The 20,180-nt window shown below is 48.4% G+C and carries 16 protein-coding genes; 8 read left to right on the forward strand and 8 right to left on the reverse strand.

Going from position 1 to position 20,180, the window contains the following annotated elements:
• Window positions 1–366: 366 nt before the first annotated feature.
• On the forward strand, window positions 367–1,911 hold the full coding sequence (locus BMZ54_RS13485) for a trypsin-like peptidase domain-containing protein (RefSeq protein ID WP_089912189.1): 1,545 nt from the start codon (window positions 367–369) through the stop codon (window positions 1,909–1,911).
• A 269-nt stretch (window positions 1,912–2,180) separates the two neighbouring features.
• Here BMZ54_RS13485 and BMZ54_RS13490 read toward each other — a convergent pair whose 3' ends face one another.
• From BMZ54_RS13490 to proS, 3 genes are read right to left on the reverse strand one after another with little or no spacing between them, the layout of a single operon-like run.
• Window positions 2,181–2,942, reverse strand: a complete 762-nt coding sequence (locus BMZ54_RS13490) for a LytR/AlgR family response regulator transcription factor (protein ID WP_089912192.1) — start codon at window positions 2,940–2,942, stop codon at window positions 2,181–2,183.
• Window positions 2,939–5,944: a sensor histidine kinase gene (locus tag BMZ54_RS13495; RefSeq protein WP_089912195.1), complete on the reverse strand. Its 3,006-nt coding sequence runs from the start codon at window positions 5,942–5,944 to the stop codon at window positions 2,939–2,941. Before BMZ54_RS13495 ends, BMZ54_RS13490 begins: the two co-directional genes overlap by 4 nt.
• A gap of 12 nt (window positions 5,945–5,956) precedes the next feature.
• Window positions 5,957–7,432: a proline--tRNA ligase gene (gene proS, locus BMZ54_RS13500; protein ID WP_089912199.1), complete on the reverse strand. Its 1,476-nt coding sequence runs from the start codon at window positions 7,430–7,432 to the stop codon at window positions 5,957–5,959.
• 278 nt (window positions 7,433–7,710) lie between these two features.
• On the opposite strand from proS, the gene BMZ54_RS13505 reads away from it, so the two are divergent.
• Window positions 7,711–8,700 (forward strand): hypothetical protein, encoded by a 990-nt coding sequence (locus BMZ54_RS13505; protein ID WP_089912202.1) that lies wholly within the window; start codon window positions 7,711–7,713, stop codon window positions 8,698–8,700.
• A 95-nt stretch (window positions 8,701–8,795) separates the two neighbouring features.
• Window positions 8,796–10,346, forward strand: coding sequence for an OmpP1/FadL family transporter (locus tag BMZ54_RS13510; RefSeq protein WP_143081007.1), 1,551 nt, complete (start codon window positions 8,796–8,798; stop codon window positions 10,344–10,346).
• A gap of 141 nt (window positions 10,347–10,487) precedes the next feature.
• Here BMZ54_RS13510 and miaA read toward each other — a convergent pair whose 3' ends face one another.
• The 5 genes from miaA to BMZ54_RS13535 form a co-directional block, all read right to left on the reverse strand.
• Window positions 10,488–11,384 carry a tRNA (adenosine(37)-N6)-dimethylallyltransferase MiaA gene (gene miaA, locus BMZ54_RS13515; protein WP_089912208.1) on the reverse strand — a complete coding sequence of 299 codons (897 nt, stop codon included), beginning with the start codon at window positions 11,382–11,384 and terminating at the stop codon, window positions 10,488–10,490.
• Between the two features lie 8 nt (window positions 11,385–11,392).
• A complete protein-coding gene (locus BMZ54_RS13520; protein WP_089912212.1) occupies window positions 11,393–11,965 on the reverse strand; it encodes an IS1096 element passenger TnpR family protein in 573 nt (190 codons plus the stop codon).
• A 113-nt stretch (window positions 11,966–12,078) separates the two neighbouring features.
• The gene (locus tag BMZ54_RS13525) at window positions 12,079–13,515 is read right to left on the reverse strand and encodes a CCA tRNA nucleotidyltransferase (RefSeq protein WP_089912215.1); all 1,437 of its coding nucleotides are present in this window, start codon (window positions 13,513–13,515) and stop codon (window positions 12,079–12,081) included.
• 117 nt (window positions 13,516–13,632) lie between these two features.
• Window positions 13,633–14,202, reverse strand: coding sequence for an L-threonylcarbamoyladenylate synthase (locus tag BMZ54_RS13530; RefSeq protein ID WP_089912218.1), 570 nt, complete (start codon window positions 14,200–14,202; stop codon window positions 13,633–13,635).
• Window positions 14,203–14,271: 69 nt separating this feature from the next.
• Window positions 14,272–15,396, reverse strand: a complete 1,125-nt coding sequence (locus tag BMZ54_RS13535; protein ID WP_089912223.1) for a glycosyltransferase family 4 protein — start codon at window positions 15,394–15,396, stop codon at window positions 14,272–14,274.
• Window positions 15,397–15,549: 153 nt separating this feature from the next.
• Here BMZ54_RS13535 and BMZ54_RS13540 point away from each other — a divergent pair, with 153 nt between their 5' ends.
• Genes BMZ54_RS13540 through BMZ54_RS13560 form a run of 5 tightly spaced genes read left to right on the forward strand, consistent with a single transcriptional unit; the run spans window position 15,550 to window position 20,104 of the window.
• Window positions 15,550–16,116, forward strand: a complete 567-nt coding sequence (locus BMZ54_RS13540) for an RNA polymerase sigma factor (RefSeq protein ID WP_089912225.1) — start codon at window positions 15,550–15,552, stop codon at window positions 16,114–16,116.
• On the forward strand, window positions 16,113–16,550 hold the full coding sequence (locus BMZ54_RS13545; RefSeq protein WP_089912227.1) for an anti-sigma factor: 438 nt from the start codon (window positions 16,113–16,115) through the stop codon (window positions 16,548–16,550). The genes BMZ54_RS13540 and BMZ54_RS13545 overlap by 4 nt, the downstream gene beginning before the upstream one ends.
• A gap of 15 nt (window positions 16,551–16,565) precedes the next feature.
• Window positions 16,566–17,003 (forward strand): hypothetical protein, encoded by a 438-nt coding sequence (locus tag BMZ54_RS13550; RefSeq protein ID WP_089912230.1) that lies wholly within the window; start codon window positions 16,566–16,568, stop codon window positions 17,001–17,003.
• Window positions 17,000–17,671 carry a hypothetical protein gene (locus BMZ54_RS13555; protein ID WP_089912233.1) on the forward strand — a complete coding sequence of 224 codons (672 nt, stop codon included), beginning with the start codon at window positions 17,000–17,002 and terminating at the stop codon, window positions 17,669–17,671. Before BMZ54_RS13550 ends, BMZ54_RS13555 begins: the two co-directional genes overlap by 4 nt.
• A gap of 6 nt (window positions 17,672–17,677) precedes the next feature.
• On the forward strand, window positions 17,678–20,104 hold the full coding sequence (locus tag BMZ54_RS13560; RefSeq protein ID WP_089912236.1) for a M1 family metallopeptidase: 2,427 nt from the start codon (window positions 17,678–17,680) through the stop codon (window positions 20,102–20,104).
• Window positions 20,105–20,180: the final 76 nt, after the last annotated feature.

A 20,180-nucleotide genomic window follows, 5' to 3' on the forward strand; every position in this document is an offset into this window, starting at 1 on the left:
GGTCCATAGTCCATTGCCTACTGCAAAATAGATGATTAGCAAGTTATGCTACTTGCAGAATGGCCGAACGAAGTATGCTATGGACTATGGACCATGGACTATGGACAACTAAAACCGAACAGAATGGCGGTTTTAGTTGTTATTATGACAGGAAAAAGCGACACTTTTAACCCAAGCTGGCAGTTTTTTAAACCCCTCAGGGCTATGCCTTTAACTATTCATTAATGATTCATATAAAAATGTGTTAAAGTGATATTTCCCAAAATGCTTTGATTAAACAGGAGCCTTAAATTTGTATCAAAGGCATGTAAATTGATACATACCCTAAGGAAACAATGTCTACTTTAACAATAAATACTCACTTATATGAAATTTCGACAAATTGCTGCGACTGTGCTTATTAGTACGGCCACTGCCTTTGCCAGCATATTTGTTTACAGCAAATACATGCAACCCCGGCAGGCAGGTCCCTATCAAAATGGCTCCAACAACATTCCTGTGAACTACACCAGCTACATGCCTGGTACCGATGCCAAGAACATAGCCCCGCCCACTGATTTTCAGTCGGCTGCAAAGATTGCGCTGCCGGGCGTAGTACACATCAAAACAAAGATCAATCCCAAACAGGTGACCAATAACCTGCAAAAAAGAAGAAGCATTCTGCAGGACCTTTTTGGCGATGATTTCTTTGGCGATGAATTCCAGGGTGAAGGCGGCGGACGCCGTTATTATGTGCCCGGGCAAATGGCTTCCGGCTCCGGTGTGCTGATCTCCGACGATGGTTATATTGTTACCAACAACCACGTGGTAGACCAGGCGGATGAAATTGATGTAACACTGAACAACAACCGTAATTACAAGGCCAAGGTAGTGGGCGTTGATCCCAACACTGACCTGGCGGTAATTAAAATAGATACTAAAAACGCTCCTTACTTATTATACGGTAACTCTGACGATGTACAGATCGGTCAGTGGGTGCTGGCAGTTGGTTACCCCTTAAACCTGGAAACCACCGTAACTGCCGGTATTGTGAGCGCCAAAGCCCGTACTATTGGTATTAACAAACGTAACCGCCGTTCTGCCATTGAATCCTTTATTCAAACAGATGCTGCGGTGAACCAGGGTAACAGTGGCGGTGCGCTGATAAACACGGCTGGTGAGCTGATAGGCATTAACTCTGCCATTGCCTCCCCCACGGGCGCTTACGCCGGTTACTCCTACGCCATACCCGTGAACCTGGTAAAGAAAGTAGTGAATGACCTGATGAAGTACGGCAATGTACAACGCGCTTACCTGGGTATTAACTACATTGATCCCATGGGCCTTTCTGAAGATGAGCTGCGCGAGCGCGGTTTACGCCGGGATATTGACGGTGTGCTGGTACAGGATGTGCCTACCAGCGGCGCTGCGGCTACTGCCGGTATTCACAAAGGCGATATTATTACGAAGATAAATGGTATTGCTACGCCTTCCATCCCGGAAATGACCGAGCAGATCGCCCGCTACAAACCCGGTGATAAGATCAGCATCAGCTACCTGCGTAACGAGAAGGAATATACGGTGAATAACGTGCTGCTGAAAAATGAGGATGGCACCACTGAGATCATTAAAACCAGCGTGCTGGATAAATTGGGCGCTGACCTTATTTCCCTGCAAAAAACCGATGCGGCCCGTTTAGGCATACGTGGCGGGGTGTTTGTAAATGATGTGGGCAACGGCCTGCTGAAAAAACAAACCAATATGAAAGCAGGTTTTGTGATCCTGAAGGCCGGCGGCCAGCCTGTAGCTTCTGTAGATGACCTGAAGAAGGCGCTGCAGAAACAAGGTAAGCTGCAGCTGGAAGGTATGTACCCTGACTATACCGGCGTGTATTATTACAATGTAGACCTGGCTGGCGGGGAAGAATTCTAATGGATCGTTTTTATTGTTCTATATAGGTTTTATAGGTTAAGGAAAAACCCGGCATTGCTGCCGGGTTTTTTAGTTGGCAGTGAAATAGTTGGCAGTCTGCAGTGGGCAGTTGGCAGTCGGGGGCAAGTACGTACACAGCATGTGTGCGTACAGGCAATAAGTTTAAGTTATTGAGGTTTTGTTTGTTAAATGTATTGCGAGGTGGAGGTATATGCAAAAAAAATGCAGCCCTGCCAAGGACTGCCAACTGCCAACTAACGACTGCCAACTTATAGGTTAATCACCCCTTTCAGCTGGGCAAAGAATTCGTCCTTTTTACGGGAGGAGATGGGAATATTCTTCTGATCGCTCATGACCACGGCGGTACCCAGGCCTTTGATGATCTTTACAATGTGGTGAATATTAATGAGAAAGGATTTATGCACGCGGTAAAATCCTTTGTCGGACAGCATTTCCTCATACTCCTTCAGGGATTTGGAGATCAGGTGCGATACATTGTTGATCAGCTGGATCTTGGTGTAGCTGTCAAAGGCTTCGCAGTAAATAATGTCTTTCAGGTCAATTACGTTATACCCGTCGTTCACCGGTATTACGATCTTGGAGAAGGCATTATCATTATTCTTCACATAATCTTTCAGGATGGATGCCAGCTCATTGAGCCTGCCTTTTTTGCTTTTTTTCACTTTTTCCAGCGCATCTTCCACCTCGCTTACCTTAATAGGTTTCAGCAGGTAGTCCAGCGCAGCAAACTTTATGGCTTGCAGGGCATATTCCTGGAAGGCGGTGATAAAGATGACTTCAAAGTTCAGTATCGGAAACATTTCCAGCAACTGGAAACCATTGTGAGGGGGCATTTCAATATCCAGGAACAGCACGTCAATGGGGTTGTTCTTGATCATTTCAGCCGCTTCATGTATATTCTGTGCTTCCCCGACCACTGTAACATCCTTACAGTAATTCTCTAAAATATTGCGTAAAATATGGATGTTGCGGACTTCATCGTCTACAATCGCAGCTTTTATATTACTCATAACATCTTAACAATGGGAATCAGAATTTCTACCAGCGTACCTTCCTTGTTTCCAAACCCAGACTTAAATTTATCAATTATTTCTAACTTTCCAACACTTCCATTAAAAGATTTTATAATCTGCAACCGCTCCTTAATGACGCTCAAAGCAGTGGATTCGTGCTTTACCAGGCGTCCTGTTTTAATACTATTGGAGTGTTCCCAGCCTATTCCATCATCGTCTACGGCGCAGTAAAGCAGGTCGTCCACCATTTCCAGCCGGATCTCCAGGTGACCGGCGCTGTTCTTAGGCGCCAGGCCATGTTTAATGGCATTTTCCACAATGGGCTGTATGATCATGGGCGGAATATATACCGTATAATCCTTTAATTCAGGCTCAATACCAAAGTGATAGGTAAAGCTATGGGCAAAACGGATCTTTTCCAGCTCCAGGTAGCGGGTAAGGAAGGCTATTTCCTCCTCCATGGATATGTAAGACTTCCGGGAGTTGTTCAACATTTGCCGCATGAGGGTGGCAAAATCGGCCAGGAAGTTCAGCGCCTGCTTTTCCTCTTTTTCCAGGATCAGGTGCTGTACCGAGTTCAGGGAGTTAAAAATGAAGTGCGGGTTCATCTGGTTGGTGAGCGCTTTGGCTTCCAGCTCGGCAATGCGCCGGTTATATTCTGTTTTCCGTTTTTCTGCCAGCTTAATGCGCCTTACAATGTAGCGCAGGATGGCCAGCACGCCCAGCATACCTATTAAAATAAGGATGCCCCTGGCCCACCACTGCTGGTACCACTGCGGCAGTATGCTTACGGAGATGGTTACCGGCTGGCTCCAGTCGCTTTTATATTTGCGGGCCCTTAGCAACAGCTTGTAGTCACCGGGCTGCAGGTCGGGGAAGGGAATAATGTTACTCATGGTGGTGGTCCAGCCACTGGCGGTATCACTGGAAAAGTTGTACTGGTACTCCACCAGGTCCGGCAGGTCAAAGGCTATAGCGCCAAACTCCACCTCAAAAGAAGTTTTGCGTTTGTACAGGTGTACAAAGTTATTGCGGGGCAGGTAGGTGGTATCGCTGTAGCGGATGGCGCTCAGGTACACAGTGGGTGGTATGGTATCTACCGGCATATTATGGTCGTTGAAATAACAGAGCCCGTTGGAGGTGGCAATGTATAACATGCCCTGCTGGTAGTATACGCCCCGGGTATCGTCCGACATCAACCCATCATTAGAGGTAATATTGCGGATAATGGTCTGCTTTTTTATATCTATAACGGATACGCCCCGGTTGGTGGATACGTATAGCCGTCCAATGCCATCATAATACAGCTGCTGGCAAATGTCGCTGGCCAGGTTATCGGCAGAAGTGATGTGTTTTTCTACCTTATTATTACGTACTGCATAAATACCCTGGTCGCTGGTGCCCACCCATAAATAGCCATCCACCCATTTCAGGTCTTTAATGCTTTGCTTCTGCAGCTCCCCATCTACAGGGGCCAGGTGCAGGTTACGGCGGGTATCGGTGGCATAGTACAAACCGTTGTTGGTGCCCAGGTAATAGGCTGTATCGCCGCTGCAGGCTATTGAAGTGATGAGGGGCTGGGACTCCTGCCAGGGAATGGTATAACCGTCCAGGAGCGTGATCTGGTCTTTAGCAGCTACCCTTACTTTTCCGGAAGCAGAAATATCTACGTCCTTCAGGTTCTTAAGCGGCATTAACAGGGCGGTCTTTTGCCGGGTGGTGTTAAAGGTGTAAAGGCCATTGTCGGCTCCTATTAATACTTCATCATTCTTGTAAGGTAAAATACAGAGTATGCTGTTACGGCCACTGGAGGTATCCAGCGTATACTGGCGGAAGCGGCGGCTGGCATCCCGGGTATTTAACACGCCTGCACTTAGTACGCCTGCATTTTGCCCTACCAGCAGCATACCTGTTTTTTTATCGCGCAGAATGCTGAAGATGGAATGGGAATAGAGGCCGTTGGTATTATCCAGGTAATTGAAGTAAAAGTTTTTGTAAGGAATGTTATACACTCCATCTCCAAACGTGGTGATCCAGATATTACCGTCCCGGTCCTTCAGCAAACCGGTAATGTAGTGGTTATCCAGCAGCTTGGTTACATTCCGGGCGCCCCGGAAAAAGTCTTTCAGGTAAAACAGGGCCCGTTGGGTACCTACCCACAGGTTATCGTTATCCAGGCAAAGGCTGGTAATTTCGTCTGTTATGCCCCAGTCGTGGCCATTGAAGAAGCAGATCACCTCTTTAGGCGTGTAGCTGTATACGGTATTCTTTAGAATAAGCACCGGGTTACCGCGGATGCGTGCTACAAAAGTCTCATCATCCAGCGGGTAAGGCGAGATCGGAAAGCTCTTTTGATCCTTGCCAAAATCGTCGTCTTTAACGTAGCTTACATGAAAATAGGGTTCCAGGGGCCTAAAGAGATCATTATGCCATAGAAAGTAGAAAAGGTTTGTTGGCAGGCGTTTGTACTTGTATTCGATCTTTTTATTATCATACAGGGAAACGCGGTTATCCGAGTTCTGGAACCAGACCATGTTGACTGAATCCTCAAAGGCATGCTGCATGTAATGCCCGTAGTTGTTGAAGATCAGGGAAGAATCGTTGCTTTCAGTGTGAATGGTATAGTTGCCATAATAAGAGGGCTTACCGTTTAATGTGAAGAACCAAACGCGTCCCCTGGTATCGGGAACCAGCTTGATCACATCATTATCGGTAAGCCCATCTTTTTTGGAATAATTGCGGAAGCGTTTACCATCAAACTTACTAACGCCGGTAGGGGTTGCGAACCAGATAAACCCGTCCCTGTCCTGTACGGCGGTGTATACGGTGGCATTGGCCAGCCCTTCTTTTACGTTGTAGTTACGGATGATGAGCCCCTGCGCCAGGACATACTTTCCCGTGCATAATACACTTAGTAACAGTAAAAGTATCGTGCGGGCGCGGCGTGTTCCTTCCAGTGTTGTATGGTAACGCCGGCCCTCTGATTTCTGGCTATTCATTATACAGATGCCTTAATAAGCGCGTGCAAACAATACCCGTTGTGTTGATGGCTTGCCTGTAAGAATACAGGTGCCTGCTTCGGGTTTATTGTTTAGTGGAATGCAGCGTATGGTAGCTTTTGTGCGTTCCTTGATCTGCTCTTCTGTTTCGGTTGTACCGTCCCAATGTGCTGCAATAAATCCTCCTTTTTCGTCCAGCAATTTTTCAAATTCTTCAAAGGTATCGGCAGGTGTAATGTGGTCGTCGCGGTAAGCTTTTGCTTTGTTGTATATGTTCTGCTGGATCTCTTCCAGCAGGTCTTTAATACGCTGTGCAAGACCGTCCAGCGAAAGGCTCATTTTTTCTTTAGTATCGCGGCGGGCTACTTCGGCTACATTATTTTCCAGGTCCCTGGCGCCCATGGCTATACGTACGGGCACGCCCTTCATTTCATACTCAGCAAATTTCCAGCCAGGTCTGTTATTATCGTTATCATCATATTTAACGCTGATGCCTGCACGTTTTAGCTCCTGCATAAGGCTGTCCACTTTCTCATCAATTTTAGCCTTTTGCTCATCATTTTTGTAGATGGGTACAATCACTACCTGCAGGGGGGCTATGCGCGGGGGCAGCACCAGGCCATCATCATCGCTGTGCGCCATTACCAGCGCGCCTATGAGGCGGGTAGAAACTCCCCAGGAGGTAGCCCATACATATTCCAGCTTATTCTCTTTATTGGAGAACTGTACTTCAAAGGCTTTGGCAAAGTTCTGTCCCAGGAAATGGGAAGTACCGGCCTGCAGGGCTTTACCATCCTGCATCAATGCTTCAATACAATAAGTATCAATAGCACCGGCAAACCTTTCTGCGGGTGATTTTACACCTTTAATAACGGGCATGGCCATATAATTCTCCGCAAAATCGGCATATACATCCAGCATGCGCAGGGTTTCCTCTACGGCCTCGTCTGCGGTGGCATGGGCGGTATGCCCTTCCTGCCACAGGAATTCTGCGGTACGCAGGAACAGGCGGGTACGCATTTCCCAGCGCACTACGTTGGCCCATTGATTAATGAGCAGCGGCAGATCGCGGTAAGAACGGATCCAGTCCTTATAAGTGTTCCAGATAATAGTTTCGGAGGTAGGGCGAATGATCAGCTCTTCTTCCAGCTTTGCTTCCGGGTCTACTATTACGCCGCCGCCATTGGGATCATTCTTTAAACGGTAGTGGGTTACTACGGCACATTCCTTGGCAAAACCTTCTACGTGGTCTGCTTCGCGGCTTAAAAAGCTCTTGGGAATGAATAAGGGAAAATAAGCGTTCTGGTGGCCGGTGTCCTTGAACTTTTTGTCCAGCACATCGCGCATGCCTTCCCATAACGCAAAACCATATGGTTTTATCACCATACAGCCTCTTACAGGTGAATAATCTGCTAAACCGCCTTTTAAAACCAGGTCGTTATACCATTGGGAATAATCTGCTGAACGGGACGTAATTTCTTTACTCATAAAACGTTAGATACGCTGATGGGCCGCTGATCTCCCGCGAATGTAATCACAGGGCCTTTGGCTTAGTTTTTGCTATAATATTAAAAGGAAAAATCTTACAAACCTACATGAAAATCAGAAAGCCGCAAACAGTTCGTTAAAAATAATGGATGTATGTAAGCAGGGACACAGGATTGTAACATTTTATAGCCCATTACCGTTTATACTTTTATATTGTTTTGTTTCCGTTAAAATAGAGTAAATTTACTATATAATTTGTTGATTAAATCAGTTTCAAAATGAAATCCACACTATATGCAGCCGGAGCCGCTTTGCTTATATTGAGCAGCTGTTCTACCGCGTATAAGTCCGCCCGTACCCCGGATGATGTTTACTACTCACCCAAGTCCGAAAAGACCTATGCGTCCAACAGCAACAACAGGCAGAACCAGGGACAAACGAGCGTAGCGGCTGCCGATGACCAGGACGGTACCTATGTTACCTACGATGATGAAGACCAGGGAGATTATGCACGCAGGTTAGACCGTTTCAACAACCCATCTTACAGTGGTTCCTACTATAACGATGGCGCTCCCAATATTTACATGAACAATTATTACGGCAGCGGTTTTGGCTATGGTTATAGTCCTTACAGCTACTGGGGCGGTGGCTTTGGCTCCCCCTACTATGGCAGCTACTGGGGTCCTTCCATCAGCATTGGCTTAGGCTTTGGCTGGGGCAGCGGTTTTGGTTATGGCTACAGCCCCTGGGCTTACAACCCATGGTATAGCCCCTGGTACTCACCGTACTACGGTGGTTATTATGGCGGCGGCTATTATGGCCACTACCCGGGCGCATATGGCGGCGGCTACTATTCTGCTCCAAGCCGTGGGTACCGTACCCGTAACAGCTTTGGCGGCACCGGCTATACCGGCAACCGTGTAATTGGAAGCAATGGTAATACCAGCGGCGATTACCGCCCGCGCAGGATCTTCTCCAGCCCGAATAATAACGGCGGCTTTAACAACGGTGGCAGAACCAGTGGTAATAATGGCAGTGGCTACCAGCCCCGCCGGATCTTCCGCTCCTCTCCCAGCGAAACCCCGACCGTAAACCCGGGTAACAACGGCGGTGGCGGCAGAAGGATCTTCTCCGCTCCTGAAAACAATTCTCCTGCTCCGCAACGTACCTTTAGTGCACCCAGCCGTAGCTTTAGCGCGCCTTCTGCACCGTCTAACAGCGGTGGTGGCGGCGGAGGCGGTGGCCGTACTTTCCGTACCAGAAACTAAATACCACCTTCTTTCCTATAGAGAAAACAAATACCCTGGCATCAAACACCAGGGTATTTTTTAATTCAGCTATACTATCTCAAAACGTTAAAAGAATGATTAAAAAAGTTGCGTTGACCTTTGCAATGACCGGGATCTGTTATGCCGTGAGCGCGCAAACCATTACGGATGCATTGCGTTACAGCACCACCAATCCAACCGGTTCATCCCGCATACTGGCTACCGGCGGCGCGGCCGGCTCACTGGGCGGCGACTACAGCTCCATGTTCATTAACCCCGCAGGTGTGGCTTTCTTTAAGACCAGCGAGGCTGGTTTTTCACTGGGTTTCCAGAACTCGTCGAACACCGGCACTTACCTGGGTACCAAGGGAAGCGATAACCGGGGTAACCTGTATGTGAACAGTGCGGCGTTTATATTTGGCGGCAGTAAGAAGAACCCCAACAGCAAATGGGAGAACTTTTCCATTGGCCTGGGCATTACCCGTACCAATAACTATAACGACCAGGTATATTACCGGGGCGTAAACAAAGAATCGTCTTTTTCAGATAACTACCTGATACAGCTGCGCGGCGTTACAGACCCGAACCAGCTAAGCAGCGACGGGCAGTATGCGCATGGCGCCGACCTGGCCTATAAAACCGGCCTGATAGGCCCCCATACTACCAATGGGCAGCCGGATGGCGCCTGGGAAAGCATTGTTCCGGTAACCAGCGGCATTACCCAGGAAAACACCTTCCTTTCCAAAGGCAGCGCCAATGAGATCAACCTTTCTGTGGGCGGTAATTACAGCGACCAGTTCTATATTGGCGGCAGCTTAAACATTCCGCAGTACCATTATGAAAGCACCCGCACTTTCCGGGAAACGAACACTTCCAGCACACAGAGCCCGCTGAACTACTATGATGTAGTGGAAGACCTGACCACTGACGGGGTAGGCTTTAATACGAAGATCGGGGTTATTTACCGGCCTGTAGCGCCTTTACGGATAGGCCTTACCTATGTATCGCCTACCTGGGCATCTTTCACGGACAATTATATTACCAGCATGGTAACCGATACCAAGGATTTTGGCGTGCAGGTGGCCAACTCAACGGAAACCAATAATGGTTATTCCGATGAGTCCAAATATAACGTTACCACGCCTATGAAGGGTATTGCCAGCTTAAGCTATGTATTTCGCCCGGCAGGCGGGGATATGACCAAGCCTTCCGGTTTCATTACGGCGGACTATGAGTATACGAACTTTTCTTCCATGAAAATGAAGATGAAGAATGGCGGCCCTAATGACCAGGCGGATTCTCAAACGCTGAACCAGGCTATTGATAATACATACCAGGCGGCTTCCAACTTCCGTGTTGGCGGTGAGCTGAAGCTGAATATTTTCGCTGTCCGCGCAGGTTTTGCCTATTATGGCAATCCCTATAAGATCAGCGGTATAGATGGTTCCCGTACTTACTATACTGGTGGCGTAGGCTACCGTAACCATGGCCTGTACATTGACCTGGCGCTGGTTTATGGCAGCAATACCCGCCAGGATCAGCCTTACACAGTGCTGCCTAACCAGGAGAATGTACCATCACCCAAACCGGCAGAGATCAAGAATAATATTGCGAATGTAACGGCGACTATAGGGTTCAAGTTTTAATTACGAATTGTATTCCATATAAAAAAAGTCCTGCACTGTCATGCAGGACTTTTTTTATATGGATAGCTTTTGCGTATACAGTATTGATGGCCGGTGTGGTACTACATCCGCTATTATTAATTATTCATTCTTCATTATTAATTAAACAGTGTGCTGGAGATGCTGCAGTACTGCGTGATGGTCGCGGGCATCAAACCAGGTGATCTCTGCATCTTTACGGAACCAGGTAAGCTGGCGTTTGGCGTATTGGCGGGTATGGGTTTTAATGAGGTCTATGGCGGTATCCAGGGAAGTGGCGCCATCCAGGTGATCGAATATTTCCTGGTAACCCACAGTTTGTAAAGCGTTGTGATGCCGGTAGGGCAATACATGCTGCACTTCTGCTACCAGGCCGGAGGCTATCATATGATCTACCCGGGTATGGATGTTCTGATGCAGGAGCTCTTTAGGTAAGGTGATGCCTATTTTAATAATGCGGAAATCCCTTTGTACGCGGGGCGCCGTTCTGAAGGTGGTAATGGAGCGGCCTGTAGCCCTGAGCACTTCCAGCGCGCGCATTAAACGCATGGGGTTTTGGATCTCTGCATTGGCATAAAAGCCGGGATCCTGCTCCTGTACCTGCTGCTGCAGCCAGGGAAGCCCTTTCTGCTCATATTGAGCGGTAATTTGCTGCCGGATGGCTGCAGGGATGGGCGGCATATCATCTATGCCTTCGCAAAAGGCTTTTATGTACAGGCCTGTGCCGCCGCACATCACTGCTACCTCATTGTTTGCAAAGATCTGTTGGGTGTATTGCAGGGCCAGTTTTTCAAACAGACCCGCGCTTACTTCTTCTTTTATGGAATGGGAATCAATAAAATAATGTGGAACGGTTTGTAATTCCTGCGGGGAGGGTTTGGCTGTGCCAATGCTTAACTCCCTGTAACACTGACGGCTATCCGCAGAAATAACAGCCGTTCCAAATGTTTGCGCTATCCGTATAGCCAGGGCGGTTTTGCCGGAAGCGGTAGGACCGGAGAGGATGATGACAGTGCGCATGGGAGGAATTAAAACGCTTCTTCGTCTCCGGCTACTTCTTCTTCATCATCCTCCGCGTTTTCGTCGTCTTCGCCTTCTTCGCCGAAACCATCTTCACTCATGCCTTCTTTATTAAGATCGTATTTTTCTTCCATTTCCACCAGCTTATCGCCTATGAGGCCTTTGGTGCCGTACTGGCTGGGGGCCAGGCCTTCTTTGCGTACGCAGAAGGGGTACATCATTTTGGCATTCTCCTCTTTGGAAATGCCGATCAGCTCAACCAGGAACGTCCAGTTCTTGGCAAAGTCATAGAGGTATATAAACTTCTGGTTAGGGGCCTTTACAGCTGCTGCAATAGGGGTATCCGACATCAGCAGGGGTTCTGCTTTGCGGGGCACATTATCAGCTTCCAGTATGATCTCACGTCCGCGCTGCCAGTTATCGTTGCTACGGTAAAAGGTGGCTTTATGTTTAGTGTCAAACTCAAAAGATTGTAAAATGCTCTGATGAAATTGTAGAAAGGTTTGATTTGGCTTTATGGCTATATCCCTGTAAACGCTTTCATCTTCTTCCCAGTAAACTCTGAATTTCAAAACCGGCATGACAAATATATGTTATAGGTTTTAGTAATGTTTTAGTAACAATGTGGCATTTACCGCCGCAAAAATGATGCTTGATTCAAGATCGATCCTTTAACCACGTAAATTTACCACTTTTATTTAACCGGGTGCAAATCCATAGCGCCGGCTTTTTCCAGCATAAATGCGTAAGCCGCTTCGTAGGTGTTGGGGATCTCCCCGTCCAGGATAGCCTCACGGATAGCGTTTTTAAGGTCGCCCACCTGCTTACAGGGCTGCAGCCCGAATGTTTCCATAATTACTTCGCCAGTTACCGGTGGCTGCCAGTTGCGGATACGGTCACTTTCCTCTACTTCCTTTAGCCGTTGCCGTACCAGCTCAAAGTTCTCCAGGTAGCGCTTTACTTTTGCGCGGTTCTTTGAGGTGATGTCTGCTTCGCACAGCATCATCAATGCATCAATATCATCCCCGGCATCAAACAGCAAACGCCGTATAGCCGAATCCGTAATACTTTCCTTTGTGAGGCTGATGGGCCGCAAGTGCAGCTCTACCAGCTTTTTTACCAGGCGCATTTTTTCATGCTGCGGCAGCTTCAGGCGTGCAAAGATACGGGGCACCATCTTCCCTCCCACCGCATCATGCCCGTGAAAGGTCCAGCCATGGGCCGGCTCAAAGCGTTTGGTAGCGGGCTTGCCAATGTCGTGCAGGAGCGCGGCCCAACGCAGCCACAGGTCTTTGGTATGGCGGGAGATATTATCTACCACCTGCAAAGTATGATAAAAATTATCCTTATGCCCTTTGCCTTCCACCATTTCCACGCCTACCAGGTCTATCATCTGCGGAAAAATAATCTTCATTAAACCGCCGCGGTATAACAGGTCCAGCCCTACGGAGGGCTTGGTGGATAACATGATCTTGTTAAACTCGTCGGTTATACGTTCCTGTGATACGATCTTGATCCGGTGTGCATTTTCCTGGATGGCTGTAAAGGCGTCAGGATGAATCGTGAACTGCAGCTGGGAGGCAAAGCGGATGGCCCGCATCATACGCAGGGGATCATCGCTGAATGTTTGCGAAGGTTCCAGCGGAGTGCGGATCAGCTTCTGATCCAGGTCTGCCAGGCCATTGAAGGGGTCCAGCAGGCTGCCGTAATCATCTTCCTTAAGGCTTACGGCCATGGCGTTAATGGTGAAATCGCGGCGCAGCTGATCATCCTGCAGGGTACCGGCTTCTACTTCCGGGTTACGGGAATGATCGCGGTAACTTTCTTTACGGGCGCCTACAAACTCTATTTCCAGCTCGTTCCATTTTATTTGCGCGGTGCCATAGGTTTTAAAGAAATTCACCGGCACATTCTCCCCTATGATAGACGCTACTTTATGGGCAAGGGCAATGCCATCGCCCACACATACCACGTCCATATCCTTGGTATTGCGGTTCAATAATTTATCACGCACAAAGCCGCCGATCAGGTAGCAGGGCACACCCAGCTCCCGGGCAGCCATCGCTATCTGCTCTAACACTTTACGTTCCTGCAAGGTACAGGGAATGTCTATAGGCTTCCTGCTGATCATACTAGAAAAAGATATAAAAACCGCAAAAGTATTCCTTTAATTAATAATTCAGAATTAATAATGAACAATAACACGTAACCCTACTCAGAATGAGTTACTTGTAATTATTGCGCCTGCTTATTCGCGTATCACATCTATACTGCCATTATTATGCAGGCGGATAATGCGGGAGGGCGGTTTTACTTCCGTATCATCCTGCCGGTATTGCACCACATAATTTACGCCATCCTTTATAAGCGGGTCAATGGCTGCAAAAGTGGCCGGGGTGGGCTGTCCGCTGAGGTTGGCGGAGGTAGATACCAGGGGTTTGCGCAGGCGTTTAATAAGGTGGCGGCAAAATTCATCCTGTACAATACGTATAGCCACGCTGCCATCTTTATGCACCACATTCGGGGCCAGGCCCAGCGCGCCTTCATAAATAACAGTGGTGGGGCGGTCAAAACCTTCGAGGATGTTGGCAAGATCCGGATGCGGGTGGGCAATGTATTGCATGAGGTCGCGTACATCGGCCAGCAGTATGACCATGCTTTTAGCTTCATCCCGTTGTTTGAGGGTGAATATATCCTGCACAGCGGTTTCATTGGTGGCATCGCAGCCAATGCCCCATACAGTATCTGTTGGGTATAGAATAAGGCCGCCTTCGCGGAGTACGCGCAGTGCGGGTGTTATGTCGTTTTCGTAAGGCATTTTTCCTTGAATGTTTTTGAAATAGGAAGTAAGATGTTTGAAGCGGATCACTTCTTACCTTTTACTTTTTTATTTTTTACTTTTTACTTCTTTATAAACGTCCATCATGGCGGCGGCGCATTTATCCGCAGTAAAACGTTGTGCGTGGATCCAGCCTTTTTCACGCATGGCCTGTGCCAGCGTGGCATCTTCCAGCACCTGCGTAATGGCATGGGCAATGGTTTGCGGCTGCAATGGATCAACATACAAAGCTGCATCCCCGGCGGTTTCTGCAAAGCAGGAGCCCTGCGATGTTATGACCGGTGTACGGCTCCATAATGCTTCCAGGATGGGAATACCAAACCCTTCAAAGATGGAGGGATAGACCAGCGCCTGTGCGCCCTGATATAACAGGGGCAGATCCGTGTACGCGGGGCGGCGCTGTTCATTCAACCATATAACCTGCTGCTGCAGAGCGTTTGCGGCTATAAAGCTCTTTACTTTCTTTTTATAGGAGCCGCCATCGCCCAATACCACCAAAGGTATTTTTAATTGCTGCTGCCGTAATGCCTGCACTATGCCTAACAGGTTCTTACGCTCGATCACTGATCCTACATACAATAAATACACCGGCGGCAGGCCGTACTGCTGCCGCATTTCCTGCAGCTCCTCCCCGGTGTGCGCTAGGGCAAACATGGGATCACAGCTTTGATATACCACGGCTATTTTCTCCGGCGGTGTATGATAATAAGTGACCAGGTCTGCTTTGGTTTGCTCACTGATGGCCACTACCCTATCGGCCTGCTCACAGGCATACTTTGCCTTACGGCGATAGGTTTGTACATCAATAGGATTATACTGGCCGGGATAACGTTCAAAGATCAGGTCGTGCATAGTAACCACACTTTTTATGCCACTGCGGTGAATGCCAAAAGGTATTTCGTGGCTCAGGCCGTGGTAAAGATCTATCTTGTGCGCCAGCAGGTCGCCTACCACATACCTGCTGCGCCAGGCAGCGCGGAACCAGCGGTGCAAGGGCTTTTGCGGAAGCACTGCCGGCAGGGTGGTGTTGAACATACCTGTTTGCTTTGGCGCAAAAAGGTAGTAATGATGTTCCGGGAAATACGTGGCCAGGGCACTGATCAGGGACCGGCTGTAGTTGCCCAGTCCTGTGTTATTCTGAAAAGCCCGTTTGGCATCGAAGGCGATGTTCAACTTTAGTGGTTTTGGTTTGATGGGTACCTTTTTAAGAAGGACCAGGGGCCAAAATAAGGAAAATTTTGTTGGAGGTGGCTGTGGAGTAAGAGATCGCATTAATTTCGGGTGTTTTGCAACTTTATACTGCAGTAACCGTCATATCAGCTATTAGTGAGCTACAACGAACTACAACATCAAACAGACCGGCAACTGGTAGAAAGGGTGCTGCAAGGCGACAGACACGCCTTTGGCGCCATTATAACCGGTACTGAAAGGCTTGTTGCACAAATTGTACAGCGCATGGTATTCCGGGCAGAAGACCGCAAAGACCTGGTACAGGATATTTACCTCAAGGTATTCCGTCACCTGGGTGGCTTCAGGTTTGATGCAAAACTATCTACATGGATAGCCAATATTGCCTATCATACCTGTATTAATTTCCTTGAGAAAAAGAAAATACTGCTTACCGGTGAAAATTATGAACATATACCTGAAACCGGGGCGGCTGAACAAAGCCTGCAGGGAAAAGAGCTGTCGGGGATTATAAATGCTGCCATAGATGAGCTGCCACCGGTATACAAAACTATCTTTGTATTGTTCCATAAAGAGGAGCTGAGTATCAGCGAGATATGCAATATAACCTCCATGCCTGAAGGCACGGTGAAAAGCCATCTTTTCCGGGCCAGAAAGCAATTGAAACAGATCATATTGTTGCGACATAAAAAAGACAGCTTATGAATACAGAACATGTGAACGAAGAAACGCTACAGGCGTATGCGATGGACCGGCGTAGCTGCGATGCCGTTGTTGCTGATCATATTGAGCATTGCCCGGCGTGTAAAATAGCTGCGGACAATTACAGGCTGTTATTTAGCCTTACGGCAAACCTGCCCGATGCGGCGCCGGAGTTTGACACGGTGCAGCTTGTAATGCCAATGCTGAAGGAACGCAAGTGGTTTGACTGGGTGCTGGCGGGTATTGTTGCAGTAACCGTCGCGGCTACCTTTTTCCTTTTCGGGGCCTATGGCAAATACCTGCTGGGCAATGTAAGCGGCCTTCCGTTATACCTGGCGCTGGCGGTAACCGCTGGTGTTATATTGCTGCAGGTAATAAAAATGATGAAAAATTTCCGGCAGTCGTGCAACCTTATTACGGGCGGGCTGTCTGCTTAAATGAAAACAATAATAATGATGAAAAAGAAGATCATATTATGTAGCGCTGCATCGCTGGCTGCTATACCAGCCAGCGCCCAACCTAGTAATGAACCGCTCATAGACCGGGCGCTGGTATTTGATGTGGTAAACATTTGCGGGATCATCCTGGCCCTTTATGTAGTGTCCAGGTTTATAGTAACGCTGGTGCAGCTGTACCTGGATAACCGGCTTAAAACCCGGATACTGGCTGCGGGCACGCCTGAAACGGTGATAATGCAGTTGCTGCAGCAAAAACAGGGCAATAGCCTGAAAGCAGTGCTGCAATGGGGCTGTGTACTGGCTTCGCTGGCTGCGGGCCTGGCCATTATTTATTATATGGGCCCTGTTACCTTATTATCTGTAGCTGTGCTGGCCGGCAGCATTGCCGTGGGCTTGCTGGCATATTACTTACTTTCAAAAAGGGATGTATGAAACTGGCTTTTTTCCTGGCAGCCTTTTGCCTGATCTTTTTCCGGGTATATTTTAAGAACTGGTGGCACGGGCCTCATGTTCCGGGCAAAGTGAGTATTACGGTAAGGGTCGATGACGATTATGAACGGATACAATACGCTGGCAGGATCAGCTTCTCACCTGATGAAAAGCGCATTGAGCATATGTCGCCCGGCGCTTATATACGTTACCGGCACAATGACACCAGATTCTCGGCTGAAAGCGATCTAAAAGGAGCGATCACATATGATACTCCGGGCAAGGATAATATGGCGGAAGCTATTCATGAAATGATCGCCTTCGGTTATGATGCAAAAGCAAGAATGGAGAGGGTATTTGAACGCGGCGGGGATAGCGCCCTTTTACAGGCAATACCCCAGCTCAGATCTTCAGCGGCATCAGAACTATACTTTCAGCAGCTGTTACGCAACGAAGTTTTAACAGACCAGGTGTTCAACGGTATCCTATCCTATATTGACCGGCAGCAGGGGGATAATGAAAAAAGAAAATTGCTGGAGCTGCTGATGAACAAAGCCTGTTTAAGTCCCGGTCAATGGCCGGCCGTTGAGCAAACCATCTCCCGGATCCACTCCACACCTGACCGCTTAGCCATGGAATCCCTGGCTAAAGAAAAACAACAACTGAAATAAATACGGATGAAAAAAATACTTCTGGCCTTATGTCTTACCATAACGGCCCTGCAAACTATTGCCCGGCAGGTAAAAAACCATTCTTTGGTACATACAAAGCTGGATGTAAGTTTCGACTATAAAAAATGTTACCTGTACGGCAGGGAATGGGTAAAGCTCAGGTCTTATGCTTATGCCGCCGATTCCGTGCGGCTGGATGCCAAAGGCATGATCATACGGGAAGTAAGCCTTGTAACCGGTAAAGGCAAGCAGGCATTACATTATTCTTACGATGGCACAGTACTGGCAATAAGCCTGGGCAAGCCATACAGCCCTGCAGATGCCTATACCCTGTATATTGATTATACCGCCAGGCCCAATGAGCTCAAAGGACGGCGCAGGGAAGAAAAGGGATTGTATTTTATTAACCCGGACAGTAGTGAGGACAAGCCGGTGCAGATATGGACGGAGGGAGAACCGGAGAATGCCTCTGTCTGGTTCCCTACGATCGATAACCCGAACCAGCGCACAACATCGGAGATCAGCATGACCGTGCCTGCAAAATATACTACCCTTTCCAATGGCTATCTTGCCGCGCAAAGGAACAATCCCAACGGCACCCGCACCGATACCTGGAAAATGGATAAACCGCATGCGCCCTACCTGTTTATGATGGCTGTGGGCGACTTCCGGATATACAAAGACTATTGGCATGGAAAAGAGATCAGCTATTACCTGGAGCCTGACTATGCCCCTTATGCCAGGGATATTTTCGGGCAAACCCCGGAATCCGTTGATTTTTTTTCAAGGCTGCTGGGTATTGATTTTCCCTGGAACAAGTACGCACAAATTGTGGTGCGCGATTACGTTAGCGGCGCAATGGAAAATACTACTGCTACCATGACCGGGGAAGCAGCACAAGGCACCACCCGGCAGCTGGCGGACCGGTATTATGACACCGGGATACAGCATGAGCTGTTTCACCAATGGTTTGGCGATTATGTGACGGCAAAGAACTGGGCGAATCTTTGCATGAACGAATCTTTTGCAGACCTGGGTGAGCTGTTATGGCTGGAATACAAATACGGGGCAGATGCAGCCGGCGAACATTGGTACCAGGGCCTGAAGGGATACCTGGACGATACTGCCAATGCCGCCAAACCACTGGTAAACTATGCTATTGAACACCCGCGTGAGATCTTTAACGCGGTTACCTACCAGAAAGGAGGACGCATCCTGTACATGCTGCGCAACTACCTCGGGAACGATGTATTCTATAAAGGACTGCACCTGTACCTTGTTCAAAACGCCTATAAGAACGCTGAAGCGGCACAATTACGTTTAGCCATGGAAGAAGCCAGCGGCATTGATCTTCACTGGTTCTTTAACCAGTGGTTTTTCGGCGCAGGCCATCCTGTGCTGGATATACGTTATGAATGGGATGCCGCTTCACGTACAGCGACCGTATTCATTGACCAGCTGCAGCCGGGGCATACCTTCCGTTTACCCCTGGCTGTGGATATTTATGCAGCAGACGGAAAACAGCGTAAACAGCTTTGGCTGTACAACCGGAAAGATACTTTTCATTTTAAAGCAAACCAGGAACCGCTGCTGGTGAATGTAGATGCGGACAAGGTACTGGTATTGCGGAAACAGGATCATAAAACCATGCAGGCATTCGCTCACCAGTTCTTTCACGCGCCGCTGTTCATGGACCGCTGTGAAGCGCTGGAAGCAGCGGCCGCAGCCCCGGGCAACGACACTGCACAACAGATCATTACAGCTGCGCTGAAAGACCGTTTTCCCGGCATCCGTAAAAAAGCATTGGCTATCCTTACCCAAAAGCAGGAAGACATCCGTAATATGGATCAGGCCTTACAGCGCAGGGTTATGCCTTTAATAGCCGGTATTGCAGCATCTGACAGCAATACGCTTGTACAGGCCAAGGCAATCACAACGCTGGCTGTGTTGAAAGACAGCGCTTACCTCCCGGTATTTGTAAAAGCATTATCCAGCATCTCTTACCAGGTACAGGCCGCGGCATTGACTGCCATTGCCCAAATAAACCCGCCTATGGCTATACAGTATGCTAAAAGCCTGGAGAAAGATAGTCCTGGTGTGCTTAGCAAGGCTATTGCCGGGGTTTACAGTTCATTCGGCGATGAAAGCCAATGGCCTTTTATGTATAACCGGCTCCTGAATGGCTCATTGCGGGATAAGGCGCAACTCACTCAAAGCTTTGCTGTTTTTGTTGGGCGCATCCCTGATCCCGCGCTGGCACAACAGGGCATTGAGCTAATGAGGCAGATTGCCATCCGGTATAAACAAAAAGGCGCCGGCACCTTTATATCCGGCTTGCTTGTAAAAGTGAAAGAGCAGCGTACCGTCGCGCACGATGAAGCTTCCGCCGCTGCTGCAGAAAATGCGATACAGGCAATTGCTGCCGCGCTCTGAGAAGGCGAACGATGCCTACTCTTTTTCTGAAACCAGCCGCATCCGGAACAAAGCCCTACCCTATTAACCAAATGGC

This window comes from Chitinophaga rupis, assembly GCF_900109685.1.
In the GTDB taxonomy this organism is placed as follows: Bacteria; Bacteroidota; Bacteroidia; order Chitinophagales; family Chitinophagaceae; genus Chitinophaga; species Chitinophaga rupis.